This is a genomic window from Corynebacterium sp. HMSC056E09, assembly GCF_001813425.1.
Classification (GTDB): Bacteria; Actinomycetota; Actinomycetes; order Mycobacteriales; family Mycobacteriaceae; genus Corynebacterium; species Corynebacterium hesseae.
In genome coordinates this window covers 494-23,744 of sequence record NZ_KV812513.1, presented here as the reverse complement: position 1 = coordinate 23,744, position 23,251 = coordinate 494, and the positions used below count along the sequence as shown (strand labels likewise).

The window sequence follows — 23,251 nt, the reverse complement described above, 5'->3', positions numbered from 1 at the left end:
AAAGGAATTCTATGTTGACTGATCTCATTCGCAATCACCGCAGCGTCGATGCCGTGGAGATCCCGCTGGTGGGCTGGAAGGCGCACAGGCAAGGCGTCGATAAGCTCCTGCGTAGCTTCCGCGCGGTGCCGAAGGATAAGCGCGTACGTCTGGCGAAGAAAACCTCGAATCTTTTCCGCGGGCGCAGCGGCGAGCAGGTGGGGCTCGACGTGTCCGGTCTGAGTGGGGTCATTGAGGTCGATCCGATTGCGCAGACCGCCGAGGTCCAGGGCATGTGTACCTACGAGGACCTTGTCGACGCCACCTTGCCGCACGGCCTGATGCCCTTCGTGGTGCCGCAGCTCAAGACCATTACGCTCGGTGGTGCGGTAACGGGCATGGGCGTGGAGTCCACGAGCTTCCGCGATGGATTGCCGCACGAATCCGTGCTGGAGATGGACATCCTCACCGGTACTGGCGAGATTCTCACGTGCTCACGTGAGGAGAACGTCGATCTCTTCCGCCTCTTCCCCAACTCCTACGGTTCCTTGGGCTATGCGGTGCGCCTCAAGATTGAGCTGCGCGCGGTGAAGCCTTACGTGGAGCTGAGGGAGGTGCGCTTCCACGACTTTGAGTCCTTGGCACGCACGCTTGACGACGTCTCCCGCACCCACTCCTATGACGGCCTCGATGTCCACGGCCTAGATGGCGTGGTCTTCTCTCCGGAGGAATCCTACCTGGTCATGGCCCGTTTCACGGAGGAGGAGGGCCCAACCTCCGACTACACGAGGGAGGAGATTTTCTACCGCAGCCTCCAGCACGCCCGCGGTATCCGCCGCGACCGCCTCACGGTGCGCGATTACATCTGGCGCTGGGATACTGACTGGTTCTGGTGCTCGCGAGCCTTCGGCGCGCAGAATCCGCGGGTGCGCAAGGTGTGGCCGCGGCAGCTGCGGCGCAGCTCTTTCTACTGGAAGCTCGTGCGCCTGGACCGGAAATACGAGCTGGAGTACAACTTCATCAAGAAGCCAAAGGGCCTGCCGCGGGGTGAGCGCGTGGTGCAGGACATCGAGGTCACCCCGGAGAACCTGCCGGAATTCCTGCGCTGGTTCTTTACCGCCTCAGATATACAACCGGTGTGGCTGTGCCCGATTCGACTGCGCGAGGGCGTCGAAGACCTCGTCGGCACCGGCTCTCTCGCGGCTGACTCCCCCGCCCCGTGGCCGCTGTATCCGCTGCGCCCAGACCAAACCTGGGTAAACGTGGGCTTCTGGTCGGGCGTGGAGGGCAATCACGTCGACCCCTCCGCCCCGGGAAACGGCGCCTTCAACCGCGTCATCGAAGCTAAAGTCAGTGAGCTTGGCGGGCATAAGTCACTGTATTCAGAGGCCTTCTACTCCCCCGAAGAATTTGCCGAGCTCTACGGCGGTGACCTGCCGGAGCGCATTAAAGCGCTCACTGACCCAGACAGCCGCTTCCCCGGCCTCTATGAAAAGACGGTCAACGACGCCTAACGCGCTGCCTTCCTAGGCAACTGCATCGACGCGATCATAGCCGTTGGTGGCCAAGGCGTTCATCACGCGGTCCACGGCGGCCTGGTCGGTATCCGGGTTGTAGGTTTCCAGGAAGACGATGTGAGCGGTGTCGTTGCCTTCAAAGCGAATGGTCATGAACTCGTGCCCGAGCTCCTGGGTGGCAAGGGCCAGCTCGCGCTGCACCGCCAGCTCGCCGCTGGGCAGGTTCTCCGTGCTGGTGGCGGACTCTGGCTGGGAGAGCATCTCCTGTGCATCGACGGGACCAGTAACGCCAGCCAGGGGCAGAAGTGCGGCGATGGCGGTTGCCACGATGGAAGATACGGACGACATAACAATCTCCTTAACGCTTACTAAGCTTTAACCAAGGGTCATACTACTCTTCTTAGCTGCGCGCGCACAATAGGCATGAAAAATCCCCCTGCCCCGCACGAATGCGGTGGACAGGGGGAAGAAATCTGCTGAGTAGAGATTCACTTGGTGGTGGCGGTGCCGCCAGCAGCCTCGATCTTCTCAACAGCAGACTTGGAGAACTTGTCAGCGGTGACGTTCAGCTTAACGTTGATGTCGCCGTTGCCCAGAACCTTGACCGGCTGGTTCTTGCGAACCAGGCCAGCAGCGACGATGTCCGCTACGGTGACGTCGCCACCCTGAGCGAAAGCCTCTGCGAGGTCAGCAACGTTGACTACCTGGTACTCAACGTGGTTCGGGTTCTTGAAGCCCTTGAGCTTCGGCAGACGCATGTGGATCGGCATCTGGCCACCCTCGAAAGCAGCGGAAACCTGCTTGCGAGCACCGGTGCCCTTGGTACCGCGACCAGCGGTCTTACCCTTGGATGCCTCACCGCGGCCGACGCGGGTTTTGGGCTTATTGGAGCCTGCGGACGGGCGCAGGTCGTGGAGCTTGATGATATCAGCCATGGTTTACTCCCCTGCCACTTCTTCGACGGTGACCAGGTGACGCACCTTGTGAACCATGCCGCGAATAATCGGGGTGTCCTGCTTTACAACAGAGTGTCCGATGCGCTTGAGACCAAGAGCCTCAATGTTGGCGCGGTGGTTCGGCTTGGTGCCCACAAGGCCCTTTACCTGAGTAATCTTCAGAGCCATTGCTTATGCCTCCTGACCTGCGCGCTTGCGCAGCATCTGGGCCGGTGCGACCTCCTCGAGGGACTTGCCGCGGCGTGCAGCAACTTCCTCCGGGCGAACCAGCTGCTTGAGGCCGTCCACGGTAGCGCGGACGACGTTGAGAGCGTTGTCGGAGCCCAGGGACTTCGACAAGATGTCCTGCACACCGGCGCACTCAAGCACCGGACGAGCAGCACCGCCGGCGATGACACCGGTACCCGGAGCGGCCGGCTTCATCATGACGATGCCAGCTGCGTCGCGACCCTCAACCGGGTGGGTAATGGTGCCGGCAATCATCGGGACGCGGAAGAAGTTCTTGCGAGCCTCTTCTGCACCCTTCTGGATTGCGGCCGGGACTTCCTTGGCCTTGCCGTAGCCGACGCCAACCATGCCCTGGCCGTCGCCAACGACGACGAGAGCGGTGAAGGACATGTTGCGGCCACCCTTAACGGTCTTGGAGACGCGATTGATGGTCACAACGCGCTCGATGTACTTATCGCGCTCGTTGTCCTGGTGGTTGCGGCGGTCGTTACGACGGCCGTTGTTGCGACCCTTGCGGTCGTTGTTGTTCTCGGCGGAGCGTCCGCCGTCACGCTGTTCACGGTCCGACATTAGGCGTTCCTTCCGTTGATGTTTCCGTATGCCTTAATCATTAGAACTGCAGACCACCTTCACGAGCAGCTTCGGCCAGCGCAGCAACGCGGCCGTGGTACTTGTAGCCTGCACGGTCGAAGACGACCTTCTCGATGCCAGCGGCCTTGGCGCGCTCAGCGATGAGCTGGCCTACCTTGGCAGCCTTGGCCTTCTTATCGCCCTCGAGTGCACGCACGTCGGCTTCCATGGAGGAAGCAGCGGCCAGGGTGTGGCCGGCCAGGTCGTCGATGACCTGAACGTGCATGTGGCGGGAGGAGCGGTGAACGACCAGGCGCGGTGCCTCAGGGGTGCCGCGGAGGGTCTTACGGATGCGGAAGTGGCGGCGCGCGCGTGCTTCACGACGACGCGAGGAAATGTCCTTGCCAACCGGGGTGCGCTTTGCGTTTTCAGTGTTAGCCATTGCTTACTTACCCGTCTTTCCGACCTTGCGGCGGATCTGCTCGCCGTCGTAGCGAATACCCTTGCCCTTGTAAGGATCGTCCTTACGCAGGCGGCGGATGTACGCGGCGACCTGTCCAACCAGTTGCTTGTCAATACCAGATACGGAGAGCTTGGTTGCGCCATCCACAGCGAAGGTGATGCCCTCCGGAGCCTTGATGAGGATCGGGTGGGAGTAGCCCAGAGAGAACTCCAGGTCCTTACCCTTCTGCTGGACGCGGTAACCAACACCGAAGATTTCCATCTTCTTGGTGTAGCCCTCGGTCACGCCAACGACGGCATTGTTGACCAGGGAGCGGGCCAGACCGTGCAGTGCGCGGTTCTTGCGGTCGTCGTCCGGACGGGAGACCTTGATCTCATCGTCCTCGACGGCTGCGGTGATCGGCTCCGGCAGCTCAACCTCGAGGGAGCCCTTGGACCCCTTCACGTTGACAACCTGGCCATTGATGGTGATGTCGACGCCCTTCGGGACGGCGATAGGTGCTAGACCGATACGAGACATGTGTCAATCCTCCCTTACCAGACGTAGGCGAGAACTTCTCCGCCTACACCCTTCTCCTGAGCCTGACGGTCGGTAAGCAGACCCTGAGACGTGGAAATGATGGCCACGCCCAGGCCGCCCAGAACCTGCGGCAGTTCGGTGGACTTTGCGTACACACGCAGACCCGGCTTAGACACGCGACGCAGACCCGAGAGGGAACGCTCACGATTGTTGTACTTAAGCTCGAGGGACAGCTCGCGGCCCTCGACGGAGTAGTCAGCGATGTAGCCTTCCTGCTTCAAGATCTCGGCGATGTTCGCCTTGAGCTTGGAGGTCGGCATCGACACGGAATCGTGGTGCGCATTGGATGCATTGCGCACGCGCGACAACATGTCGGCAATAGGATCAGTCATAGTCATATGAGTGACCTGTAACCTTTCTCGTTGCGGTTCCCTTAAAGCTCACCAAAGCGTTTTCCGTGTGATTTCGGGCTACTCACGCTCCCCGCGGTCAATACCGCGAGGCGCTCGCCACCCTTTGATACAGACAACGGTCCGCTGTCTACGGCGAGGGGCCTACAACAAAGTAGATGTGTTCAATTCTTCCGGCTTGGCACATTTGCGCACCTCCAGCGCCATTTTTGCGGCGCGGAGGAGGAAAAATGCAAGTCCGTCGGCTTACTTTACCCGCTGACATGCTGTTTTCCAAAACGCGTTAGCATGGGAAGTCATGAGTGAAGAACAAGACCCCATCCGCACGGCACACCAGTGGCTTGAGGAGGCTGCCGAGCTTGTCGGCGTCTCCCCGGCCGACGCCACCGCCTTGGTTAGAGAACTCCTCGATCTGACCAAGGACGTCGCGCATACCCAATCGCGCCCCGCTGCCCCGCTGACGGCGTACCTGGTCGGTTTGGCCTCGAAGGACGTCGACGAGGCCCGCACCCACATCGCCACGCTCAAGGAGGCCCTCAACCGATGAGCGGGCGCGTCAACGCCACCTTCGCCGTGACCAAGGTGCGCCTCGATGAGCACGGAGAGGTCATCCAGGTCGATACCCGCGGCGATACCGTCGCCGGCGAAGAGCCTTTGGAGATCCGCGTGGGCGGACAAACGCTGACCACGACGATGCGCACGCCCGGCCACGATGTCGAGCTGGCCCATGGTTTTCTTCATTCCGAGGGCCACATCGAGAAGGCCAGCGATGTCACCGAGGCGCGCTACTGCGCCGGTGCCTCAGTGGACGGGCGCAACCCCTATAACCTGCTCGACGTTGAGCTAGCCAACCCCCACGCGATCAGCCTCGCCGATCTCCGCCTGACGACAACCACGTCTGCGTGCGGAGTGTGCGGCACCTCCTCTATCGAGGCGCTGATGATGCAGTCGCGATACTCAATCCCACAGGTGCCGGTGGATCCGGGGATCGTCGCCAAGCTGCCCGGCGCCTTGAAAGCGGAACAGAAGCAGTTCCGCAAAACCGGCGGCATCCACGCCGCGGGCGCCTTCACGCTCGAGGGAGAACCCGTCGTTGTACGCGAGGACGTCGGCAGGCACAACGCCGCCGACAAGGTCATCGGCCACCTACTGATGGAAGGAATGCTGCCCGCCAGCGACCTCATCCTGGTGATGAGCTCGCGCGCCAGCTTCGAGCTGGTCAACAAGGCTGCTATAGCCGGCTTCGGCATGCTCGTTGCGGTCTCCGCGGCCTCCTCGCTGGCGGTGGAAACCGCCCGGGAAACCGGCATGGCGCTCGTGGGCTTTGCCCGCGGCGACCGCTTCAACCTCTACTCGGGCGAACTTAGTCGCGGTACGCCTCCGGGCCAGAGTTAAGCCAGGCGTACACGCCGCCAATAAGGAAGCCGCCGCCGATGAGGTTTCCCACCCACACGATGGACCAGTTGGCCAACACCGCGCCGAGGGTAAAGCCTTCCGGCAGCGGGCTGGCGCAGAAGAAGGTCAGGGTCATCAGGCAGAAGTTGGCAATAACGTGCTCCAGGCCTAGGCCCACGAAGCAGGCGATGATCGGCACGATGACGAAGAACTTGGACACCACATCCTTGGCAAAGACCGCGCCGACGATAGCCATGTTGACCACGAAGTTGGCCAGCATGGCCTCCACCAGCAGCCCGCCTGGGCCCTTGGTCAGCTTGCCCATCGAGAGGTTAGCAATGAGATGGTTGGGGTCGATTCCGCCCAGCTTGGCCGACATTCCCATGGCTGCGGCAAAGAGGGCAGCACCAACCAGGTTAAACAGCGTCGTGACCACCAGCAGCCACAGGCCCTTGCCCCAGCCCACCTGTTTAGTTACGGCGCCATAGACCATGTACATCATGTTGCCGGTGGCCAGCTCCGCGCCGAGAAGGACGATGGCAAACAGGCCCAAGCCGAACAGACAGGCAAAGACCAGCGAGCCCATGCCTTCCACATGCTTCTCGACGCCCATCCCCATCACCGCAGCAAACGCCGTACCGATGGCGAGGTACACACCCGCCAGGGTGGAGCGCACGGCGAACCGGCCAAAGGACTCATCGAGCAACGCAACCTTTTTCTTTACCGCGGCTGCCGAAGCATCATTCAGGGACATTTCTTACCTCACTGGGGGACGCAGACTTCTCAGACGCTCGTAGTTTACTCACAACCTCAGACATCATCTTTACTCAGGGGAAACAAGACCCCAAAAAGGGCGCAGACACAAAAATTCCCCCGGAGCTCCTTCACGGAGTGCCGGGGGAATGATTCAAGCGCTACTTTACTTGAACGGGAAGCCGAGCTCGCGCAGGAGCTTGCGGCCCTCCTCGTCGTTGGTAGCGGTGGTCACGACGGTGATGTCCATACCGCGCGGGCGGTCCACCTTGTCGATGTCGATCTCGTAGAACATGGTCTGCTCGGTGAGACCGAAGGTGTAGTTGCCGTGGCCGTCGAACTGCTGATCGGAGAGACCGCGGAAGTCGCGAATACGCGGCAGCGCGATGGTCAGCAGGCGGTCCAGGAACTCCCACATGCGGTCGCCGCGCAGGGTAACGCGTGCGCCGATGGGCATGCCCTCACGGAGCTTGAAGTTTGCGATGGACTTCTTAGCGCGACGCACCTGCGGCTTCTGGCCGGTGATAGCGGTAAGGTCCTCGAGAGCGCCGTTGATCATCTTGGAGTCGCGGGCAGCGTCGCCCACACCCATGTTGACAACGACCTTGGTGACGCCCGGAATCTGCATCACGTTGTCGTACTTGAACTCGTCGTTCAGAGTCTTCTTGATTTCCTCGCGGTAGCGGGTCTTCAGACGCGGAGTGTAGTTCTCGCTCATGTTAGATGTCCTTCCCGTTGCTACGTGCGATGCGGACCTTCTTGCCGTTTTCGTCGAAACGGTAGCCCACGCGGGTCGGGTTGCCCTCGGAGTCAACGATCGCAACGTTGGACACGTGGATCGGAGCTTCCTGGGTAACGATTCCGCCGGACTCGGCGCCACGCTCGGTAGCGGAGTTAGCAACGTGCTTCTTGACGCGGTTGACGCCCTCAACGAGGACCTTGTCGCGCTTCGGGTATGCCTCGATGACCTTGCCCTTCGCGCCCTTGTCCGGGCCCGAAATGACGATCACCATATCGCCCTTATGAATCTTCATAAGATTAGATCACCTCCGGTGCGAGAGAAACGATCTTCATGAAGCGCTTATCACGAAGTTCGCGAGCAACCGGGCCGAAGATGCGGGTACCGCGCGGCTCATTGTCGCCCTTGAGAATAACTGCGGCGTTTTCATCGAATGCGATGTAGGAGCCGTCCGGGCGACGGGTCTCCTTCTTGGCACGGACGATGACGGCCTTGACGACATCGCCTTCCTTCACGTTGCCACCCGGGGTGGCTTCCTTGACAGTGGCAACGACAACGTCACCAATGCCAGCGAAACGTCGAACGGAGCCGCCGAGAACGCGGATGACGAGGAGCTCTCGTGCACCGGAGTTGTCGGCGACGCGCAGACGCGATTCTTGCTGAATCACTATGGGTCTCCTGACCTGGATTAACGTGCGTCAAGATTTCCGTCCTTGACACACCTGGTCTACTTGCTTGCGTGGCATAGGCTGTGCGACGAACTCGCTGTTCACAGCGGTCGAAGGGTCTCGGTGTGGCGATTCGGAAACGCATCGCGCTGCACCGACCGACCATATGCAACCCATACATTCAAGCATGTCCCCCACTGTTTCCCCAAATCGCGCACCCCACTGTTTCCCCGCCCCCACAGAACTTCCCATCCTCCCAAACCCAAATGTGCAGACCCGGAAGTGCAGAGGCGCTGGTGGACGTCGTCAAGCGCACGCGCAGTGCTTGGCGACGACCGTGCTGTACTTCCAGGTCTGCACTTATGGAATCGGCGGACGGAGGCTCTAGGCCTTCTCCGCTGAAGCGGCGGTGGTTGTAGCCGCAGGTTTCGGCTTCGGGTCCACGGTGAGTAATGCATCCCCGAAGGTGATTTCCGCACCGGTGGTATAGGCCGGGAGGACCGGGCCCGTCTTCTTCGAGTTGGATACCACCACAGGTGTTGTCACCGGGTAATCCGCCGCCTTGATGGCGGCGATATCGAACTCGCAGAGGAGGTCGCCGGCCTTGACCTCGTCGCCCTTGGAGACGTGCGAGGTAAAGTGCTCGCCCTTCAGGTTCACGGTGTCAAAGCCGACATGCATGAGGATGTCCACGTTGTTGCCGTCGGCACCTTTTCCGCGCACGGCATAGGCGTGCTTGGAGGGGAAGGTGACGGTGACCTTGCCATCAATCGGGGAGACGAGGCGCCCCTCGCTCGGCTCGATGGCCGCGCCCGCGCCCAGCTTGCCGGCGGCAAACATCGGATCCGAAACCGATTCCAACGCGATGGCCTTTCCGGCCAGCGGGGAGGCCACGCGGTAGGCATTCGGATCAGCGGTGGCGGCAGGAACCGCCCCGCCCACGTCGGCGCTGGCGGTACCGACCTCATCGGGATCGATGGAGCCGTTCTTGGAGATGAGGTAGCGGCCATATACAAAGGCCACGCCGAAGGAGAGGATGAGGGAGACGAAGGCGCAGATGAAGAACTGCGTGTAATCCTCCGGGCGCATTGAGACGAATCCGATGAAGCCGGCGGCGCCGAGGGCGGTAGCTTTGACGTCGAGAAGCGCGATGAGCGTCGAGGCCACTGCGGACGCGCCCATGCCGATGTAGAACGGCCAGCGCAGGCGGAGGTTCACACCGAAGATAGCGGGCTCGGTAATGCCGAAGAGCGCGGAAACACCCGAGGCGCCCGACAGGCCCTTGAGCTTCTCCGACTTGGTCAGGAAGTAGACCGCCAAGGCCACGCCACCCTGGGCAATGTTGGCCATGGAGGCCACCGCGAAGATGAAGGAACCGCCCTCGTTCCACAGCATCGTCTCAATCGGCGGGAAGGACTGGTGCAGGCCGGTAATGACGATCGGTGAGTAGAACAAACCGAAGATGAAGCCGCCCACTGGGCCGGCGAAGGTGTAAAGGTCGTTGAGCCCAGCGCCGAGCATGTCGCCCGCCGTGCGCAGAATAGGACCAACCGCGATGAAGGTGATAAAGCCCGTCACCAGCAACGTGAGCAACGGGGTGAGCATGAAGTCCACGGTGCCCTTGAGGTGCTTGTGCAGGAATTTCTCAATCGTGGCCAGAATCCACGCGATGACCAGGATCGGCAGGATGGAACCCTGGTAACCCGCCTGGGCAACATCGAGGCCGAAGATGTTCCAGTAGGACATCTCCCCCGCCTCGATGGTCGCGGCCACCTGATAGCCGTTCACCAGGTCCGGCATCACCATGGCCATGGCCATGCCCGCGCCGAGGAACTCGTTGCCGCCGAAGCGCTTGGTGGCGGTGAAGCCCACCAGGATGGGCAGGAAGGCGAACGGCGCGGAAGCCAGGAGGTTGATGAGCCCGGCGACATCCGCCATGGCCGGGAACATCTCGATGACGGATTGCTCGCCGAACAGCCCGTTGGCGGTCAGCACATTGTTGAGCGCCATGAGCAGACCGCCGCCGACCAGAATCGGGATGAGCGGCACGAAGATATCGGCGAGGACCTTCACTGCCCGGGAGAACCAATTGCCGGAGTCGGCGGCGATGTCCTTGAGCTTGTCAGTAGAAACTGCGATATCCTTCGAGGTCATCGCGTTGATCTGGTCGAATACGATGTTGACATCGCCCGGGCCGACGATGACCTGGAACATGCCCCCGGCCTCAAAGATGCCCTTGAGGTCCGGATCGTTTTCCAGTGCGGCCGTATCGACTTTTTTGCTGTCTTTCAGCACCATGCGCAGGCGGGTGGCGCAGTGCGCGAGCGCCACAATGTTGTCTTCGCCGCCGATTGCTTTGAGTGTTCGCGCCGCGACCTGTTTGTGATCCATACCGGCGTGCCTCCTCGGAAAGTGAGATGAATTAAGTAGCTTCACCTCCTATTAGACACGTTACCCAACATAAAGCCAACAATTCGGGCACAAATATAGGAAAATTCACACCCTACCGGGCTTCCCAGCCGCGCCAGCGAGCGTCGCCGGCACCAAAAACTGCCGACGCCCCCGCAATCCGCCCATCACCTGCAAAGACCTCCACCGCGCAGCCATCAGCGACAAGCTCCAGTGTTCCTGCTGGACACGGCACGACGCGTTCATCTTCGCCAGACGTGAGCCGCAGCTCTCCCCCGCCGTAAGCTACGAGGAAGGCGGTGGCATCGGAGGCGTCGACAAGCGCATAAGTGCCCTCCCCAGCCTGCAGCGTGGCCACCGAACCGAACCCCTCTCGCGCCGGCCCCGTCGGCGCAGACCCTAGCGACCACAGCGGTGCCTGGCGCAACCAGCCATCCTCCAGCCAGACGCGCCGCGGAAGCGTCAGCGTATGCACCCAGCCCTGGGCGACAGTCGGGGTGTCATCCTGCGCGGGCAGCCCCATCCACCCCAGCATGATGGCCTCGCCATCCTTCTCCACCAGCTGCGGCGCATAGAACTGGTGGCCATAGTCCACCTCGCTGAAACCGCGCTCCACGTGGAAAACCGTGCTCTCAAGCCGGCCCACGAGGTAGCCGCACTGGTCGGAGGAGGCGTAGTGCGTGGCGTTACCGCGCACGGGATCTAAACCTTGTGGGCAGATGACCAGGACGTCCTTGTCCTCCCCCGTGGCGCGGTCCCGCAGCGTGAGCAAATTCGGGCATTCCCACATGTAGCCGCCCGGCACCAGGTCGGGGCTCAGGCCCGGCTCAGCGCCTGAGGTGTCAAAGGTGAGCGCACCCTTAAAAGACCACTGCGCCAAGTCCGTGGAGCGATAGAGCACCACGTGCCCGGTTTCATCCTCCGCCTGGGCGCCGAGCACCATGCGCCAGCCGTCCTTGTCGCGGGTGATCTGGGGATCGCGGTAATGCCCGGTGAAACCTGCGGCGGGCCCGTCGATGAGCGGGTTCGCGGCGTCGTGCTCATAGAAGCCGCCTTCTGGACCGCCGGCATCAACCGCGCGGACACGGTTCTGCGAGGGAATCCGCACGCCATCGCGCTTGAGGTTGCCGGTATAAAACAGCCAGACATCCTCGCCGTCGACCACCGCGCCACCGGAATAGCAACCGTGGGCGTCGTGCTCACGGATGGGATAGAGCGCGTCCGGGAAGTGCCGCCAGGGCTGTGGTTCGCTTAAGCAAGTCACGGCGTGCCCCCAGCCCGTCTGCTTCGGCGCGTGTGGGAAGCAGGGGTCGTGCTGATAGTAAACGTGCAGGTTATCGCCATCAAGGAAGACCCCGTTTGGATCGTTAAGGCGACCAGACGGCGGGGAGAGATGGAAGTGCGGACGGTAGTTCATGCTCCCGATAGTATGGGCTCTATGGACATTATGGTGTGTGGCGAAGGCCTCGTTGACCTCGTTCCGCGCGGACGCGGGGGGCTGGCAGATCTCACCCCGGCGTTGGGCGGCGGCCCCTTCAATGTGTCGGTCGCGGCGGGGCGTTTGGGCGCAAGCGTGGGTTTTCAATCGCGGCTTTCGCGGGATGCATTCGGGCAGGCGCTCGTGGAGCGCCTACATAAAGAAGGAGTGGATACCTCGCTCGTGCAGCGCGGTGACGAGCCCACCACGCTGGCAGTCTGCAACATCGGGGAGGACGGCTCGGCCACCTACTCCTTCTATACGGAGGGCACGGCGGACCGGCTGGTGGGGCCTGTGCTTGCTGACGTCCCCTGGGCCTGCTTCGGCACCGTCTCCCTCGCCCTGGAGCCGGGCGCATCCCGCTATGCCGAGCTGCTCCAGGAGCTTGCGGCGCAGGGCACGAAGGTGGCGCTGGATCCGAACATCCGCCCCTTCTTTGCCACCCCGGCGCACCGCGAGTTTTTGTTGTCCTTGCTGCCGCACGTCACGCTGTTGAAGCTGAGCGAGGAGGAAGTTGAATTCCTCGGTGAGGACGCGCTTTCGCAGGTGCCCGTGGTCGTGACCACGCGTGGCGCCGAAGGTCTGAGCGTGCGCACGGACTCGGTGTCGCTGCAGGTCCCGCCGGTTACGGTGGAGGTGGCGGACACCATCGGCGCGGGCGACACGGTGATGGCCGCGCTCTTAAGACAGTTGGTGGAGCGGGACATTAGCGCTTTGAGCGTCGAGGAGTGGCAGGAGATCCTGCACTTTGCGGCGACGGCCGCAGCCATTACTGTTTCCCGCACGGGCGCGCAGCCGCCCACGCTTTCTGAGGTGGAGGAACTACTATGAGCTATCCCCTGCGCACGACCGGGCTCCACGGCCTGCTCTTCCTCGTGGTGACGGTGTCCTTCATTTTGCCCGTCGTCTTCGGCACGGGCGCGCTTCTGCCGGTGCCAGCTGCGGTGGTGCTGTCGGTGCTGTTGGGAGGCGCCGCGCTTGTCGACGCCTCCTACCACGCCTTCTCCCCCGCCCAGCGCCCCACCCGGGGGCTGCGGGCTATCTCCGCACTGGGTTCGATTGCGCTCATCGCGGGCTGGCTGGTTTGGCTCAAGGTCTTTCACACCGTCGACCTGGCCAGCGCCGCGCCCTACCGCATCGGCACGTTTCTTCTCGCGGTGGGCGCGGTGCTCAGCGTCTTTAGCATCGCTATCGCGCTCACGCACCGGCGGGTGCGCTAAAGAATATCTGCCGGTATGTAGGGCATGCGCAGCGTGCCCATCGGGACACTCACATCGCTTTGCCAGAATCCGCTCGTGGCATCGATCGGCAAGGTGGCCTTCATTCCTTCGTAGCCGTCCCACAAATCCCCATTGCCGACTATTCCGATGCATTCCTGGTTTGCACGAACCTCCACCTCACCCGGCCTGCCGCTCTTGGTACCGCTCAACGTGGTGGGCGCGTCCAAGGCCAGGACCCACACCTCTTCCGAGGCATATTCGGGCAAGACGATGCCGGGCTCTCCACCGTCGAGGTCGCCTGCTTTTGCCTTGTGTACGGTACCCGACACAGTGGAGGGAACATCGGCAGGATTGCCCTCGCCGCGTACGCGATCCTTCCGATACACGCACTTTTCAATGCCACTGGTGTCGGAGGTGCCCGCGCCGCCTTTATCTACGTCCTGTGCGTTGGACGTCTTCGCGCCTTCAGCCGCGCCAGAATCAGCGGCGCCAGGTGTATAGCCGGCTGGCAGCGTCGGGTTCGGGCCGGCCGCTTCGATGCTCGGTTGTGGCTGCCCGTCCGAATCCGGCTCGGCCTGCGTCGTTGAAACGTCGCCAGTGGATTCCACCGCCGGAGCATCGGCAGCAACAGGAGCAGGCTCCTCCGCGGTGCAACCGACGAGGGCTGCCACAGAGGAAGCGCAGACAAGGGTATGCAGAGAGCGAGAGAACGCGGACATAGAGAGTTTGGCCTTTCAGGAGATGAACGGCCTTACCCTAACACGTTCCCGCAGCTTAAACCGTAGAACTGTAGACCGCTCCCCTGACAGGCTGTTGTCTGTGGCGTGCCGGATGCGGAAGTGAAAAGCGCATAAAAATGGCCCCCACGTAAACCGTGGGGGCCATTGATATCGAGGAGGGCTAGATTTTACTTAGCCTTCTCCACGATCTCGACGAGACGGAAGTGCTTGTCCTTGGACAGCGGGCGAGTCTCGGCGATGAGAACGCGATCGCCGATGCCGGCGGTCTCGTTCTCGTCGTGCGCCTTAACCTTCTTGTTAGTGCGCATAATCTTGCCGTAGAGGGCGTGCTGCTTGCGGTCCTCGAGCTCGACAACGATGGTCTTGTCCATCTTGTCGGAGACAACGATGCCGGTGCGGGTCTTGCGAGCGCCCTTTTCCTTCTTATTGTTCACGTTTGCCTCACTCATGATTAAGCCTCAGCTCCCGGAGCAACGGACAGGCCCAGCTCGCGCTCGCGCAGAACGGTGTAGATGCGGGCGATGTCGCGCTTAACCGTGCCGATGCGGCGGTTGTTGGTCAGCTGGCCAGTGGCCTTCTGGAAACGAAGGTTGAAGAGCTCTTCCTTCGCATCCTTCAGGCGGGTCTCCAGCTCAGCGTTGTCGAGCTCACGGAACTCGTGGGCGGGGGTACCGGTAGCCATTAGAACTGGTCCTCCTTCTTGATGATGCGGACCTTGCACGGAAGCTTCTGGCCAGCGCGGCGCAGAGCCTCGATGGCAACTTCGTCGTTCGGGTAGGTCATCTCGAAGAGGATGCGGCCCGGCTTAACGTTGGCAACCCACTTCTCGACGGGACCCTTACCGGAACCCATACGCACGCCGAGCGGCTTCTGGGTCAGGGGGCGGTCCGGGAAGATGTTGATCCACACCTTGCCACCGCGCTTGACGTGGCGGTTGATGGCAATACGTGCGGCCTCAATCTGGCGGTTGGTGATGTACGCCGGCTCGAGAGCCTGGATGGCGTAGTCACCGAAGTTGATGCGGTTACCGCCCTTGGACACACCCGAGCGGGTCGGGCGGTGCTGGCGACGGTACTTGACGCGCTTAGGAATCAGCATGGATTAGCCCTCCTGCTTCTGCTGTGCGCGCTGACGACGCTGGCCACCACGGCGCGAGCGACCGTTACGGTCACCGCGGCCACGGCCCTGCGCCGGAGCGTTCAGTTCGGACTCGCGCACGCCACCGACAACGTCACCCTTGTAGATCCACACCTTGATGCCGATGCGGCCGAAGGTGGTGTGGGCCTCTGCGGTGCCGTAGTCGATTTCGGCGCGAAGAGTGTGCAGCGGAACGCGACCCTCGTGGTAGCGCTCAACGCGAGACATTTCTGCACCGCCCAGGCGGCCGGACAGCAGAATCTTGATGCCCTTGACCTGCGGCTGGCGCATAGCGGACTGGATGGCCTTGCGCATTGCACGACGGAATGCGACACGGTTAACCAGCTGCTCCGCGATGGACTGCGCAACCAGGGTTGCGTTGGCGTCGACCTGCTTGACCTCGAGAATGTTGAGGGCAACCATCTTGCCGGTGAGCTTCTCCAGCTCGCGGCGGATGCGGTCAGCCTCAGCGCCGCGGCGGCCAATCACGATGCCCGGGCGGGCGGTGTGAATGTCCACGCGGACGCGGTCGCGGGTGCGCTCGATGACGACGTCGGCAATGCCGGCGCGGTCGAGGCCCTTCTCCAAGTACTCGCGGATCTTGATGTCTTCGGCTACGTAGTTTGCGTAGTCCTTATCGGCGTACCAGTGGGTCTTCCAGTCGGAAGTGATGCCCAAACGTAGGCCGTGAGGATGGATCTTCTGGCCCATTACTTGGCCCCTTCCTTCTGGCTCTCGACAACCACGGTGATGTGGCTGGTGCGCTTACGAATCATGAATGCGCGGCCCTGTGCGCGCGGCTGGAAACGACGCATGGTCGGACCCTCGTTGGCGTATGCCTCGGAGATGACCAGGGTGCGCGGATCCAGGCCGAAGTTATTCTCAGCGTTGGCAGCTGCGGATGCAACGACCTTGGCAACCGGCTCAGCGGCGCCCTGCGGAGCGTACTTCAGGATTGCAAGTGCCTCGGCTACGGATTTACCGCGGACCAAGTCGATGACGCGGCGTGCCTTCATCGGGGTAACGCGGACGTAGCGAGCCGTTGCGGATGCGGAGGTGATGGTGTCACTCATCGCTTATCGACGTCCCTTCTTGTCGTCCTTGACGTGACCCTTAAAGGTCTTGGTGGGTGCGAACTCACCGAGCTTGTGACCAACCATGGAGTCCTCGACGAACACCGGCACATGCTTGCGGCCGTCGTGGACGGCGAAGGTGTGACCGATGAAATCGGGCAGGATGGTGGAGCGGCGAGACCAGGTCTTGATGACCTGCTTGGTGCCGGCCTCGTTCTGAGCATCAACCTTGTTGAGGAGGTGCTCATCGACGAACGGGCCCTTCTTAAGGCTGCGTGGCATTGTTTACCTCCTCTTAGCGCTTCTTGTTCGGGCGACGACGGCGCACGATCATGTTGTTCGAGTAACGGTTCGGGTTGCGGGTGCGGCCTTCCTTGTGGCCCCACGGCGACACCGGGTGGCGACCACCCGAGGTCTTACCCTCACCACCACCGTGCGGGTGGTCGACCGGGTTCATAACGACACCGCGGACGGTCGGGCGGACGCCCTTCCAGCGCATACGGCCGGCCTTGCCCCAGCGGATGTTCATCTGGTCAGCGTTGCCAACCTCACCGACGGTGGCGCGGCAACGGATGTCGACGCGACGGATCTCGGAGGACGGCATACGCAGGATGGCGTACTTGCCTTCCTTACCCAGCAGCTGGATGGAAGCACCAGCGGAGCGAGCCAGCTTAGCGCCAGCGCCCGGCTTGAGCTCCACAGCGTGGATGGTGGTACCGGTCGGGATGTTGCGCAGCGGCAAGTTGTTGCCAACCTTGATATCTGCGTTCGCACCAGCCTCAACGATGGCACCCTGCTTCAGGCCCTTCGGGGCGATGATGTAGCGCTTCTCGCCATCTGCGTAGTGCAGGAGGGCGATGTTGGCGGTACGGTTCGGGTCGTACTCGATGTGAGCGACCTTTGCAGGGATGCCGTCCTTGTCGGTACGACGGAAGTCGATGAGACGGTAACGGCGCTTGTGGCCACCGCCGATGTGGCGGGTGGGGATGCGGCCGTAGTTGTTACGACCACCAGTCTTGCTCAGCGGGCGCAGCAGGGACTTCTCCGGGGTCGAGCGAGTGATTTCCTCGAACTCGGACACGGAGGATGCGCGGCGACCCGGAGTTGTCGGCTTGTACTTACGAATAGCCATAATTCTTCCTTTTCCTTTCGGCTCTTCGGTGGGGCTTAAGCGCCTGCGCCGAAGACGTCGATGGAGTCGCTGCCTTCACGGAGCGTCACGTAGGCGCGCTTGGTGGACTTACGCTGACCGAAACCGGTGCGGGTGCGCTTGCGCTTGCCTGCACGGTTCACGGTGTTCACGGAAGCAACCTGCACGCCGAAGATCTGCTCGACGGCATCTTTAATCTGGGTCTTGTTGGAGTCCGTGGAGACGTAGAACGTGTACACGTTCTGCTCCATGAGGCCGTAGGACTTCTCGGACACAACCGGTGCGATGATGACGTCGCGCGGGTTAGCGAGCTTAGCCATTACTTCTCCTCCTTAGCTTCCTCGGCAGCGCCGGTAGCGCGCTCGACGAAGGTGTGCAGAGCCTCAACGGAGAACACAACGTCGTCCGAGTAGAGGACGTCGTAGGTGTTCAGCTGGCCGGCGTCCAGGATCTGGACGTTCGGCAGGTTGTTGGCGCTGCGGCGAGCATTGATGTCCTCGCGGCCGATGACCAGAAGAACGTTCTTGCGGTCGGTGAGGCGCTCGATGAAGGCCTTGGCCTGCTTGGTGGACGGGGTCTGGCCCGGGACGAGCTCCTCGATGACGTGGATGCGCTCGTTACGTGCACGGTCAGACAGTGCGCCGTAGAGAGCAGCCTTGATCATGCGCTTCGGGGTGCGCTGGGAGTAGTCACGCGGGACCGGGCCATGCACGGTGCCGCCGCCGGTGTAGTGCGGAGCACGGATGGAACCCTGGCGGGCGCGGCCGGTGCCCTTCTGGCGGAACGGCTTGCGACCACCACCGCGGACCTCGCCGCGGGTCTTGGTCTTGTGGGTACCCTGACGAGCGGCAGCGAGCTGTGCGTTGACAACCTGGTGCATCAGAGCAATGGATGCCTCGGTGTCAAAGAGCTCGGCCGGCAACTCAACGGTGCCGTTGGTCTTACCGTCAGCGGTCTGGACGTCTAGCTTGAGGTTGCTCATGCGTGTGCACCGCCCTTCACTGCGGTCTTAACGGTGACGAGGCCACCGCGCGCACCCGGGATAGCACCCTTGATGAGCAGCAGGTTGGACTCGGCATCAATCTTCTGAATCTTCAGGTTCTGGGTGGTCACGCGGTCCTGGCCCATGCGGCCAGCCATGCGCTTACCCTTGAAGACGCGGCCCGGGAACGAAGCGCCACCGATGCCACCAACGCGGCGGTGAGCAGCCTGGTTACCGTGGGCAGCGCCCTGGCCTGCGAAGCCGTGGCGCTTCATGGCGCCAGCGTAGCCGTGACCCTTGGTGGTGCCGGTGACGTCAACGAAGGTCACGCCCTCGAAGATGTCCACCTTGACCTCCTGGCCGACCTCGTATGCGGAGGTATCGTCCATGCGGATCTCAGCGACGTAGCGGTGCGGGGTCACGCCAGCCTTCTTGAAGTGACCAGCGGCCGGCTTGTTGGCCTTGCGCGGGTCCTTCTCGCCGAAGGCAATCTGGATGGCGTTGTAGCCATCGGTTTCCTTGGTACGGATCTGGGTAACCACGCACGGGCCAGCCTCGACGACGGTCACCGGCACAACGCGGTTCTCCTCGTCGAAGACCTGGGTCATGCCGAGCTTGGTGCCCAGAATTCCCTTGATCTCGTTTTCACTCATTGTTTGTTCTCCACCAAATACGTTGTGTCGATCGCTTACTGAATATTCACGTCGACGCTTGCCGGAAGGTCGATGCGCATCAGGGCGTCAACGGTCTTCGGGGTCGGGTCGAGAATGTCGATGAGGCGCTTGTGAGTGCGCATCTCGAAGTGCTCGCGAGAGTCCTTGTACTTGTGCGGAGAACGAATAACGGCGTATACGTTCTTCTCGGTTGGGAGCGGCACCGGGCCGACAACACGAGCACCCGTACGGGTAACGGTCTCGACGATCTTCTTAGCAGAAGCGTCGATGGCCTCGTGGTCGTAGGCCTTCAGCCGAATGCGGATTTTTTGTCCCGCCACGCTTATCCTCTTCCTCGCTTCCCCACTTTCACATACCCGGCCTATCCGGGGCGTGAAGCGGTGGGAAATTGCTTCTCGATTTCTCTATAACGTTGTCCGGGCTGGAAGCCATGGCTCAACGCCAGTTGTCTGACTGTCATGACGACCACGAGAGTGACTTAAGGCAAAGCCCAGAGTGCAGTGCTCGTGACGGGGTACAAGACCCGTAGTCAAAGTAAATAGGAAGAAGACTGGGGCGTTAGATCTCAACGATCCGCAACCAAAGTCTTATTCATATCCTGCCGCTGTTTATTTGCCATGCCCCTTCTCCGGTCCATCTTCTCGGGGTGTCTCTGCTCAAGCGCGGACCTAGCCCGATCGGATGACCTTCGCGTGCGGCCCAAAAAGAACCTCACAACAAAGGCGTCATGTTCGCCTTACCAGCAACAACGCCCTACAAGCTTGCGCCTGCGGCTACGTTGCTGTGTTAAAGCAACCCCTGTATTTAAGCACGTAACCTCGCGTTTTCCAAACTCCTGCCGAAACAGTGGGTAACATCACGTTTTGGGCAAGGATTGCCTCCCCGCCGCCCCGCGTTCTGCATTCGGCGATAAGCTCGTGACGTAGGTACCAACTACACAACGAAAAGGATTGAGCATGACTGAGAACACCACCCCCAAGGACGTTGCCGAGCAGAACACTCAGGCTGGCGACGCCACCCCGGCACCCGCACCGGAGCGCAACAAGAACCTGGAGACCGACTTCGGCACCACCCGCATCGATGACGTCGTCGTGTCCAAGATCGCCGGAATCGCCGCCCGCGAGGTCTCCGGTGTCGCTGCCCTCGGTGGCGGCGGCGCCCGCATGATGGGTTCCATCCGCGAATCCTTCGGTGCTTCCGAGGACGTGCGCCAGGGCGTCACCGTCGAGGTGAACAACGGCACCGCTTCCATTGATATCGCCATCATCGCCGAGTACGGCGTGGCCATCCACGAGCTCGCCGAGGCCATCCGCCGCAACATCATGAATGCGGTCGAGCGCATGACCGGCCTGAGCGTGGACCGCGTTGACGTCGTCGTCCACGACGTCAAGCTGCCGAAGGAAGAGCAGGATTCCACCGAGTCAGCCCCGGCGGTTACCCAGGGCCAGGCATAACGTGGCCCCTGCCGAGCTGACCCCCTCCATCGCGCAGTCCATAGTGGCGGCGGTGACGGATCTGAGGGGCGTCGCCAAGCTCTCGCCCGGCCGGTTCGGGGAGGTCGCGCTCCTGTTTCCCGGTGAGCGCATACACGGCATCCGCCGCCCCACCCCGCAGGATGACACGCACCTGGAGCTGCACGTCGTCGTTGATGTCAGCGCCGGCGTTCCGCTCGCCGAGCTTGGTGCCGCCACCCGCACCACCGTCCGCAACACCTGGCCCGCGGCGCGCCGCGTGGACGTTGTCTTCGACGACGCGGTGTAGAGGAACCGACACACAGAACTAAAGGAAAACCATGAAGAACTACACCTCCCTCGGCGTGATTGCCGGCTTGGTTCTGGCCTTTTTCATCTACCTCGGCGTGTGGTACGTCGCGCTGGCGGTGCTGCTCGCCGCGGTCGGCGGCGTCATCGGCGCGCATTTCGACGGCCGCATTGACCTCACCGCGGTGTGGAAGGGCGTGGTCGGCCAGGATAGAGGCCGAGGCTAGTGAGCACCGATTCCACCGGGGTCGCCCTCGCCGGGCGGACCCGCTTTTCCCTGCGTGCGATGGAAAAGGTCATTAGCTCCGCCATTGCGAGCGTGCCGGGAACCGCGGCTGTCGACGCTAAGTTAGCCGGCCTCGCCGGCCGCGCTTTTCCGCGGGTGATGGCGCAGATGGACCCGGATACGCAGATGGTGGCGGTCGACGTCGACATTGCTGTGTACTGGCCCTCCCCCGTCACCGCAGTGGCGAAGGCCGTCCGCACGGCGATTCGGGAAGCCGTCCGCGATTTCACGGGCTTTCGTACCACCCGCGTCAACGTGACGGTCGCCGGCGCGGTCGCGGGCGAGCGCACGACCGCACTGGCGGTCGACACCCGCGCGCCGCTAACCCCGCAGATTCCAGCGATTGTTCCGGAACGTGCCCTGAAGCCGGTAGAGGTCTCACCGCACGCAAAGGTTCACCAGGTTGCGGTCCCCTCACCGGTGACGGTACGCGCGGTGGCGGTGCCGGAGGCGGTGAAGGTGAGGGGCGTCGGCAAGCAAGCGGACGTTGAGGTGCGCACGGAAGGTTTCGGCCCTGGCGAGCACCGCTACGACGAGCTGCGCCCTGTTCGCACAGCCCCGCCGCAGCCGCTGCGCGCTGTCGCCACCCCCGCGCCCGTGGCCGTCCGTTCCGTACCGGCTCCGCGGGAATTCGCGCTGCGCCGCGTTGAGGCTCCCCGCCCCGTCCAGCCGCAGCGGGTTCAGGTCCCGCAGGCTGCTCCCCTACGCACCCCGCACGCCGAGCCGCTCCAGCTACGCCCCATTGAGATTCGGCCTTCCGCCGAGTTCACACGCCGGGTCGACATTCCACGGCCGACGCCGCTGCGTGCCATCACTATCCGCGAAGGAGTCCATCATGAGTGAGAGCTCCCTTCCCGTTGGCTTTGGCCAGCGCCCGAAGGCATCCCCGCCGGCGCGCGGATGGACCATCATCATTGGCATCCTGCTGCTCGCCGCGGCCGTCGTTGCAGGGCGCGAAGCCTGGGTCGTGGGTGCCAAGGAGGGCGGTGTCTCGTGGCTACAGCCATTCATCGACGTGATGTCCACGCCGACTGTCGCCACCTGGATGCTGGTCGCCGGGGGCGTCGCCATCGTCGTCGGGTTAATTTTGCTGTGGGCGGCGTGCGCGCCGCGGAAGGCAATGCACGTGCAGATTGGGTCTGAAGAGGCGTCGATGTGGCTGCGCGCAGTGGACATTGCCCGCGTGGCGTCGGCGACGGCGCGGCGGGTGCCGGGAACTGTGGCGGCGCGGAGTCGGGCGAAGATTTCACAAGGCCGCTCTCAGATCACGGTGACCGCGACCGGCGATACTGACGACGCCCAGCTCAAGGCCCGCGTCACTGAAGCCGTAACGGCGGCGCTTGCGGCGATCACCCCGCCCCCGGAGATCACCGTGGTGATTGAGAATGACGAGGAGGAGGTTGCCAATGTCTAAGACGCTCGCGGGTATAGACCGCACGATTCTCGCTGTCTTGGGACTCCTGCTCATTGCGTTGGGCGCGTGGCCGATTCTTATACACTTCGAGGTCCCCTTCGCCACATATTTGGCGTCCTGGGTGGACCACGATACGTGGGCTGGTTTGCCGGAACAGTCATGGTGGCCGTATGCGCTGTGCTTGGCGACGATCATCTGCAGCCTCGCCGGCCTGTGGCTCGTCATTAGCAACCTGCGGCACCATCGGTTTAACGCGGTGCCCTCGGATGCCTCCGATGAGGAAGGCGCGATTAAAACGGAGATGTCTGCGATTGCGGGTGCGGTGGCGGATACCCTCGCGGCGGTAGAAGGCGTTGAGAAGGTTTCGCGGCTCGTGGCCTATGACCGCTCGCGGCCGACGCTGCAGTATGAAGTGTTGGCGGATCCTGATACGCCCTTGCTGCGTATCAAGGACGCCATTGAGGTTAATGACAGTGACTTCCGCGCGGCGTTCCCTGGGATGGATGTGGATACGCGGTACAAGGTCCACTTCACGAAGGTCCAGTCCGCCTAAGCGCAGCGCGCGTTGAGCCTTTAAGCCCCTCACCTGAGGGGCTTTTCTCGTTTCGTCCCTCCCCACAGCTGCCGTTCCCCCAACCAATCCCTTTCCCTGCCCTTAGTCGGCGTTAACCCCGCCTCTGAGCAGGAATTTTGCCCGTTCCGGTTGCGGGGCCCACGGTGCTGTTTTAGTCT

General features: G+C 62.4%; 36 protein-coding genes. 11 read left to right on the top strand and 25 right to left on the bottom strand.

What is annotated here, in order from left to right; genetic code table 11:
- The first annotated feature begins 14 nt into the window (after positions 1–14).
- Positions 15–1,493: an FAD-binding oxidoreductase gene (locus HMPREF2912_RS09530; protein ID WP_246816520.1), complete on the top strand. Its 1,479-nt coding sequence runs from the start codon at positions 15–17 to the stop codon at positions 1,491–1,493.
- A gap of 12 nt (positions 1,494–1,505) precedes the next feature.
- On the opposite strand, the gene HMPREF2912_RS09525 is transcribed toward HMPREF2912_RS09530, so the two are convergent.
- The 7 genes from HMPREF2912_RS09525 to rpsH form a co-directional block, all read right to left on the bottom strand.
- Complete coding sequence (locus HMPREF2912_RS09525; protein ID WP_070683938.1) at positions 1,506–1,844, bottom strand: hypothetical protein; 339 nt, start codon at positions 1,842–1,844, stop codon at positions 1,506–1,508.
- Between the two features lie 140 nt (positions 1,845–1,984).
- Positions 1,985–2,431 carry a 50S ribosomal protein L15 gene (rplO, locus tag HMPREF2912_RS09520; RefSeq protein WP_070521691.1) on the bottom strand — a complete coding sequence of 149 codons (447 nt, stop codon included), beginning with the start codon at positions 2,429–2,431 and terminating at the stop codon, positions 1,985–1,987.
- A gap of 3 nt (positions 2,432–2,434) precedes the next feature.
- The gene (gene rpmD, locus HMPREF2912_RS09515) at positions 2,435–2,620 is read right to left on the bottom strand and encodes a 50S ribosomal protein L30 (RefSeq protein WP_039673747.1); all 186 of its coding nucleotides are present in this window, start codon (positions 2,618–2,620) and stop codon (positions 2,435–2,437) included.
- 3 nt (positions 2,621–2,623) lie between these two features.
- Positions 2,624–3,250 carry a 30S ribosomal protein S5 gene (rpsE, locus tag HMPREF2912_RS09510; RefSeq protein ID WP_070521694.1) on the bottom strand — a complete coding sequence of 209 codons (627 nt, stop codon included), beginning with the start codon at positions 3,248–3,250 and terminating at the stop codon, positions 2,624–2,626.
- Between the two features lie 40 nt (positions 3,251–3,290).
- Entirely contained in the window at positions 3,291–3,692 is a 402-nt protein-coding gene (rplR, locus tag HMPREF2912_RS09505; protein WP_070521697.1) for a 50S ribosomal protein L18, read from the bottom strand.
- Between the two features lie 3 nt (positions 3,693–3,695).
- Positions 3,696–4,232, bottom strand: coding sequence for a 50S ribosomal protein L6 (gene rplF, locus HMPREF2912_RS09500; RefSeq protein WP_070521700.1), 537 nt, complete (start codon positions 4,230–4,232; stop codon positions 3,696–3,698).
- Positions 4,233–4,246: 14 nt separating this feature from the next.
- Positions 4,247–4,630 carry a 30S ribosomal protein S8 gene (gene rpsH / locus HMPREF2912_RS09495; protein WP_070521703.1) on the bottom strand — a complete coding sequence of 128 codons (384 nt, stop codon included), beginning with the start codon at positions 4,628–4,630 and terminating at the stop codon, positions 4,247–4,249.
- Positions 4,631–4,940: 310 nt separating this feature from the next.
- Between rpsH and HMPREF2912_RS09490 the strand changes: the two genes are divergently transcribed.
- Positions 4,941–5,189: a DUF6457 domain-containing protein gene (locus tag HMPREF2912_RS09490; protein ID WP_070563549.1), complete on the top strand. Its 249-nt coding sequence runs from the start codon at positions 4,941–4,943 to the stop codon at positions 5,187–5,189.
- A complete protein-coding gene (gene fdhD / locus HMPREF2912_RS09485; protein WP_070683936.1) occupies positions 5,186–6,037 on the top strand; it encodes a formate dehydrogenase accessory sulfurtransferase FdhD in 852 nt (283 codons plus the stop codon). The genes HMPREF2912_RS09490 and fdhD overlap by 4 nt, the downstream gene beginning before the upstream one ends.
- Here fdhD and HMPREF2912_RS09480 read toward each other — a convergent pair.
- The 6 genes from HMPREF2912_RS09480 to HMPREF2912_RS09455 form a co-directional block, all read right to left on the bottom strand.
- The gene (locus tag HMPREF2912_RS09480) at positions 6,006–6,791 is read right to left on the bottom strand and encodes a formate/nitrite transporter family protein (RefSeq protein WP_070530801.1); all 786 of its coding nucleotides are present in this window, start codon (positions 6,789–6,791) and stop codon (positions 6,006–6,008) included. The genes fdhD and HMPREF2912_RS09480 overlap by 32 nt on opposite strands.
- 165 nt (positions 6,792–6,956) lie before the next feature.
- Positions 6,957–7,508 (bottom strand): 50S ribosomal protein L5, encoded by a 552-nt coding sequence (gene rplE, locus HMPREF2912_RS09475; RefSeq protein ID WP_070521728.1) that lies wholly within the window; start codon positions 7,506–7,508, stop codon positions 6,957–6,959.
- A 1-nt stretch (position 7,509) separates the two neighbouring features.
- On the bottom strand, positions 7,510–7,824 hold the full coding sequence (rplX, locus tag HMPREF2912_RS09470; RefSeq protein WP_005527724.1) for a 50S ribosomal protein L24: 315 nt from the start codon (positions 7,822–7,824) through the stop codon (positions 7,510–7,512).
- 4 nt (positions 7,825–7,828) lie between these two features.
- Positions 7,829–8,197 (bottom strand): 50S ribosomal protein L14, encoded by a 369-nt coding sequence (rplN, locus tag HMPREF2912_RS09465; RefSeq protein WP_070521731.1) that lies wholly within the window; start codon positions 8,195–8,197, stop codon positions 7,829–7,831.
- A 384-nt stretch (positions 8,198–8,581) separates the two neighbouring features.
- Positions 8,582–10,588, bottom strand: coding sequence for a sucrose-specific PTS transporter subunit IIBC (locus tag HMPREF2912_RS09460; RefSeq protein WP_070683934.1), 2,007 nt, complete (start codon positions 10,586–10,588; stop codon positions 8,582–8,584).
- Positions 10,589–10,700: 112 nt separating this feature from the next.
- The gene (locus HMPREF2912_RS09455; RefSeq protein WP_070597122.1) at positions 10,701–12,023 is read right to left on the bottom strand and encodes a glycoside hydrolase family 32 protein; all 1,323 of its coding nucleotides are present in this window, start codon (positions 12,021–12,023) and stop codon (positions 10,701–10,703) included.
- A 21-nt stretch (positions 12,024–12,044) separates the two neighbouring features.
- Between HMPREF2912_RS09455 and HMPREF2912_RS09450 the strand changes: the two genes are divergently transcribed.
- Complete coding sequence (locus tag HMPREF2912_RS09450) at positions 12,045–12,914, top strand: carbohydrate kinase family protein (RefSeq protein WP_070683933.1); 870 nt, start codon at positions 12,045–12,047, stop codon at positions 12,912–12,914.
- A complete protein-coding gene (locus HMPREF2912_RS09445; protein WP_070683931.1) occupies positions 12,911–13,303 on the top strand; it encodes a hypothetical protein in 393 nt (130 codons plus the stop codon). Before HMPREF2912_RS09450 ends, HMPREF2912_RS09445 begins: the two co-directional genes overlap by 4 nt.
- On the opposite strand, the gene HMPREF2912_RS09440 is transcribed toward HMPREF2912_RS09445, so the two are convergent.
- From HMPREF2912_RS09440 to rpsJ, 12 genes are all read right to left on the bottom strand, one after another.
- The gene (locus HMPREF2912_RS09440) at positions 13,300–14,022 is read right to left on the bottom strand and encodes a hypothetical protein (RefSeq protein ID WP_070683929.1); all 723 of its coding nucleotides are present in this window, start codon (positions 14,020–14,022) and stop codon (positions 13,300–13,302) included. The genes HMPREF2912_RS09445 and HMPREF2912_RS09440 overlap by 4 nt on opposite strands.
- Before the next feature lie 188 nt (positions 14,023–14,210).
- Positions 14,211–14,492, bottom strand: a complete 282-nt coding sequence (rpsQ, locus tag HMPREF2912_RS09435; protein ID WP_070683927.1) for a 30S ribosomal protein S17 — start codon at positions 14,490–14,492, stop codon at positions 14,211–14,213.
- A gap of 2 nt (positions 14,493–14,494) precedes the next feature.
- Positions 14,495–14,725, bottom strand: coding sequence for a 50S ribosomal protein L29 (gene rpmC, locus HMPREF2912_RS09430; RefSeq protein WP_005276944.1), 231 nt, complete (start codon positions 14,723–14,725; stop codon positions 14,495–14,497).
- A complete protein-coding gene (rplP, locus tag HMPREF2912_RS09425; protein ID WP_070521748.1) occupies positions 14,725–15,141 on the bottom strand; it encodes a 50S ribosomal protein L16 in 417 nt (138 codons plus the stop codon). The genes rpmC and rplP overlap by 1 nt, the downstream gene beginning before the upstream one ends.
- Positions 15,142–15,144: 3 nt before the next feature.
- Positions 15,145–15,891, bottom strand: a complete 747-nt coding sequence (rpsC, locus tag HMPREF2912_RS09420; RefSeq protein ID WP_070446580.1) for a 30S ribosomal protein S3 — start codon at positions 15,889–15,891, stop codon at positions 15,145–15,147.
- On the bottom strand, positions 15,891–16,253 hold the full coding sequence (gene rplV / locus HMPREF2912_RS09415) for a 50S ribosomal protein L22 (protein ID WP_010189645.1): 363 nt from the start codon (positions 16,251–16,253) through the stop codon (positions 15,891–15,893). Before rplV ends, rpsC begins: the two co-directional genes overlap by 1 nt.
- A 3-nt stretch (positions 16,254–16,256) precedes the next feature.
- A complete protein-coding gene (rpsS, locus tag HMPREF2912_RS09410; RefSeq protein ID WP_010189646.1) occupies positions 16,257–16,535 on the bottom strand; it encodes a 30S ribosomal protein S19 in 279 nt (92 codons plus the stop codon).
- A gap of 13 nt (positions 16,536–16,548) precedes the next feature.
- Positions 16,549–17,385 carry a 50S ribosomal protein L2 gene (rplB, locus tag HMPREF2912_RS09405; protein ID WP_070683925.1) on the bottom strand — a complete coding sequence of 279 codons (837 nt, stop codon included), beginning with the start codon at positions 17,383–17,385 and terminating at the stop codon, positions 16,549–16,551.
- 35 nt (positions 17,386–17,420) lie between these two features.
- The gene (gene rplW, locus HMPREF2912_RS09400; protein ID WP_070521753.1) at positions 17,421–17,723 is read right to left on the bottom strand and encodes a 50S ribosomal protein L23; all 303 of its coding nucleotides are present in this window, start codon (positions 17,721–17,723) and stop codon (positions 17,421–17,423) included.
- On the bottom strand, positions 17,723–18,385 hold the full coding sequence (gene rplD / locus HMPREF2912_RS09395; protein WP_010189650.1) for a 50S ribosomal protein L4: 663 nt from the start codon (positions 18,383–18,385) through the stop codon (positions 17,723–17,725). Before rplD ends, rplW begins: the two co-directional genes overlap by 1 nt.
- Positions 18,382–19,038, bottom strand: a complete 657-nt coding sequence (rplC, locus tag HMPREF2912_RS09390; protein ID WP_070683923.1) for a 50S ribosomal protein L3 — start codon at positions 19,036–19,038, stop codon at positions 18,382–18,384. The genes rplD and rplC overlap by 4 nt, the downstream gene beginning before the upstream one ends.
- 35 nt (positions 19,039–19,073) lie before the next feature.
- Positions 19,074–19,379: a 30S ribosomal protein S10 gene (rpsJ, locus tag HMPREF2912_RS09385; RefSeq protein ID WP_003848085.1), complete on the bottom strand. Its 306-nt coding sequence runs from the start codon at positions 19,377–19,379 to the stop codon at positions 19,074–19,076.
- A 636-nt stretch (positions 19,380–20,015) separates the two neighbouring features.
- Between rpsJ and HMPREF2912_RS09380 the strand changes: the two genes are divergently transcribed.
- From HMPREF2912_RS09380 to HMPREF2912_RS09355, 6 genes are read left to right on the top strand one after another with little or no spacing between them, the layout of a single operon-like run.
- A complete protein-coding gene (locus tag HMPREF2912_RS09380) occupies positions 20,016–20,513 on the top strand; it encodes an Asp23/Gls24 family envelope stress response protein (protein WP_070683921.1) in 498 nt (165 codons plus the stop codon).
- A 52-nt stretch (positions 20,514–20,565) separates the two neighbouring features.
- Entirely contained in the window at positions 20,566–20,820 is a 255-nt protein-coding gene (locus HMPREF2912_RS09375) for a hypothetical protein (RefSeq protein WP_246816518.1), read from the top strand.
- A 31-nt stretch (positions 20,821–20,851) separates the two neighbouring features.
- Positions 20,852–21,046, top strand: coding sequence for a hypothetical protein (locus HMPREF2912_RS09370; RefSeq protein ID WP_010189668.1), 195 nt, complete (start codon positions 20,852–20,854; stop codon positions 21,044–21,046).
- Complete coding sequence (locus tag HMPREF2912_RS09365) at positions 21,046–21,948, top strand: Asp23/Gls24 family envelope stress response protein (protein ID WP_070683919.1); 903 nt, start codon at positions 21,046–21,048, stop codon at positions 21,946–21,948. The genes HMPREF2912_RS09370 and HMPREF2912_RS09365 overlap by 1 nt, the downstream gene beginning before the upstream one ends.
- Positions 21,941–22,519, top strand: a complete 579-nt coding sequence (locus tag HMPREF2912_RS09360) for a DUF6286 domain-containing protein (protein ID WP_070683917.1) — start codon at positions 21,941–21,943, stop codon at positions 22,517–22,519. Before HMPREF2912_RS09365 ends, HMPREF2912_RS09360 begins: the two co-directional genes overlap by 8 nt.
- Entirely contained in the window at positions 22,512–23,072 is a 561-nt protein-coding gene (locus tag HMPREF2912_RS09355) for a hypothetical protein (RefSeq protein WP_070521772.1), read from the top strand. Before HMPREF2912_RS09360 ends, HMPREF2912_RS09355 begins: the two co-directional genes overlap by 8 nt.
- Positions 23,073–23,251: the final 179 nt, after the last annotated feature.

Excerpts from the sequence above, each read along its gene's own strand:
- HMPREF2912_RS09525 (WP_070683938.1), bottom strand. The coding sequence starts at position 1,844 with ATGTCGTCCGTATCTTCCATCGTGGCAACCGCCATCGCCGCACTTCTG.
- rplO (WP_070521691.1), bottom strand. The coding sequence starts at position 2,431 with ATGGCTGATATCATCAAGCTCCACGACCTGCGCCCGTCCGCAGGCTCC.
- rpmD (WP_039673747.1), bottom strand. The coding sequence starts at position 2,620 with ATGGCTCTGAAGATTACTCAGGTAAAGGGCCTTGTGGGCACCAAGCCG.
- rpsE (WP_070521694.1), bottom strand. The coding sequence starts at position 3,250 with ATGTCGGACCGTGAACAGCGTGACGGCGGACGCTCCGCCGAGAACAAC.
- rplR (WP_070521697.1), bottom strand. The coding sequence starts at position 3,692 with ATGGCTAACACTGAAAACGCAAAGCGCACCCCGGTTGGCAAGGACATT.
- rplF (WP_070521700.1), bottom strand. The coding sequence starts at position 4,232 with ATGTCTCGTATCGGTCTAGCACCTATCGCCGTCCCGAAGGGCGTCGAC.
- rpsH (WP_070521703.1), bottom strand. The coding sequence starts at position 4,630 with ATGACTATGACTGATCCTATTGCCGACATGTTGTCGCGCGTGCGCAAT.
- HMPREF2912_RS09490 (WP_070563549.1), top strand. The coding sequence starts at position 4,941 with ATGAGTGAAGAACAAGACCCCATCCGCACGGCACACCAGTGGCTTGAG.
- fdhD (WP_070683936.1), top strand. The coding sequence starts at position 5,186 with ATGAGCGGGCGCGTCAACGCCACCTTCGCCGTGACCAAGGTGCGCCTC.
- HMPREF2912_RS09480 (WP_070530801.1), bottom strand. The coding sequence starts at position 6,791 with ATGTCCCTGAATGATGCTTCGGCAGCCGCGGTAAAGAAAAAGGTTGCG.
- rplE (WP_070521728.1), bottom strand. The coding sequence starts at position 7,508 with ATGAGCGAGAACTACACTCCGCGTCTGAAGACCCGCTACCGCGAGGAA.
- rplX (WP_005527724.1), bottom strand. The coding sequence starts at position 7,824 with ATGAAGATTCATAAGGGCGATATGGTGATCGTCATTTCGGGCCCGGAC.
- HMPREF2912_RS09460 (WP_070683934.1), bottom strand. The coding sequence starts at position 10,588 with ATGGATCACAAACAGGTCGCGGCGCGAACACTCAAAGCAATCGGCGGC.
- HMPREF2912_RS09455 (WP_070597122.1), bottom strand. The coding sequence starts at position 12,023 with ATGAACTACCGTCCGCACTTCCATCTCTCCCCGCCGTCTGGTCGCCTT.
- HMPREF2912_RS09450 (WP_070683933.1), top strand. The coding sequence starts at position 12,045 with ATGGACATTATGGTGTGTGGCGAAGGCCTCGTTGACCTCGTTCCGCGC.
- HMPREF2912_RS09445 (WP_070683931.1), top strand. The coding sequence starts at position 12,911 with ATGAGCTATCCCCTGCGCACGACCGGGCTCCACGGCCTGCTCTTCCTC.
- HMPREF2912_RS09440 (WP_070683929.1), bottom strand. The coding sequence starts at position 14,022 with ATGTCCGCGTTCTCTCGCTCTCTGCATACCCTTGTCTGCGCTTCCTCT.
- rpsQ (WP_070683927.1), bottom strand. The coding sequence starts at position 14,492 with ATGAGTGAGGCAAACGTGAACAATAAGAAGGAAAAGGGCGCTCGCAAG.
- rpmC (WP_005276944.1), bottom strand. The coding sequence starts at position 14,725 with ATGGCTACCGGTACCCCCGCCCACGAGTTCCGTGAGCTCGACAACGCT.
- rplP (WP_070521748.1), bottom strand. The coding sequence starts at position 15,141 with ATGCTGATTCCTAAGCGCGTCAAGTACCGTCGCCAGCACCGCCCGACC.
- rpsC (WP_070446580.1), bottom strand. The coding sequence starts at position 15,891 with ATGGGCCAGAAGATCCATCCTCACGGCCTACGTTTGGGCATCACTTCC.
- rplV (WP_010189645.1), bottom strand. The coding sequence starts at position 16,253 with ATGAGTGACACCATCACCTCCGCATCCGCAACGGCTCGCTACGTCCGC.
- rpsS (WP_010189646.1), bottom strand. The coding sequence starts at position 16,535 with ATGCCACGCAGCCTTAAGAAGGGCCCGTTCGTCGATGAGCACCTCCTC.
- rplB (WP_070683925.1), bottom strand. The coding sequence starts at position 17,385 with ATGGCTATTCGTAAGTACAAGCCGACAACTCCGGGTCGCCGCGCATCC.
- rplW (WP_070521753.1), bottom strand. The coding sequence starts at position 17,723 with ATGGCTAAGCTCGCTAACCCGCGCGACGTCATCATCGCACCGGTTGTG.
- rplD (WP_010189650.1), bottom strand. The coding sequence starts at position 18,385 with ATGAGCAACCTCAAGCTAGACGTCCAGACCGCTGACGGTAAGACCAAC.
- rplC (WP_070683923.1), bottom strand. The coding sequence starts at position 19,038 with ATGAGTGAAAACGAGATCAAGGGAATTCTGGGCACCAAGCTCGGCATG.
- HMPREF2912_RS09380 (WP_070683921.1), top strand. The coding sequence starts at position 20,016 with ATGACTGAGAACACCACCCCCAAGGACGTTGCCGAGCAGAACACTCAG.
- HMPREF2912_RS09370 (WP_010189668.1), top strand. The coding sequence starts at position 20,852 with ATGAAGAACTACACCTCCCTCGGCGTGATTGCCGGCTTGGTTCTGGCC.
- HMPREF2912_RS09360 (WP_070683917.1), top strand. The coding sequence starts at position 21,941 with ATGAGTGAGAGCTCCCTTCCCGTTGGCTTTGGCCAGCGCCCGAAGGCA.
- HMPREF2912_RS09355 (WP_070521772.1), top strand. The coding sequence starts at position 22,512 with ATGTCTAAGACGCTCGCGGGTATAGACCGCACGATTCTCGCTGTCTTG.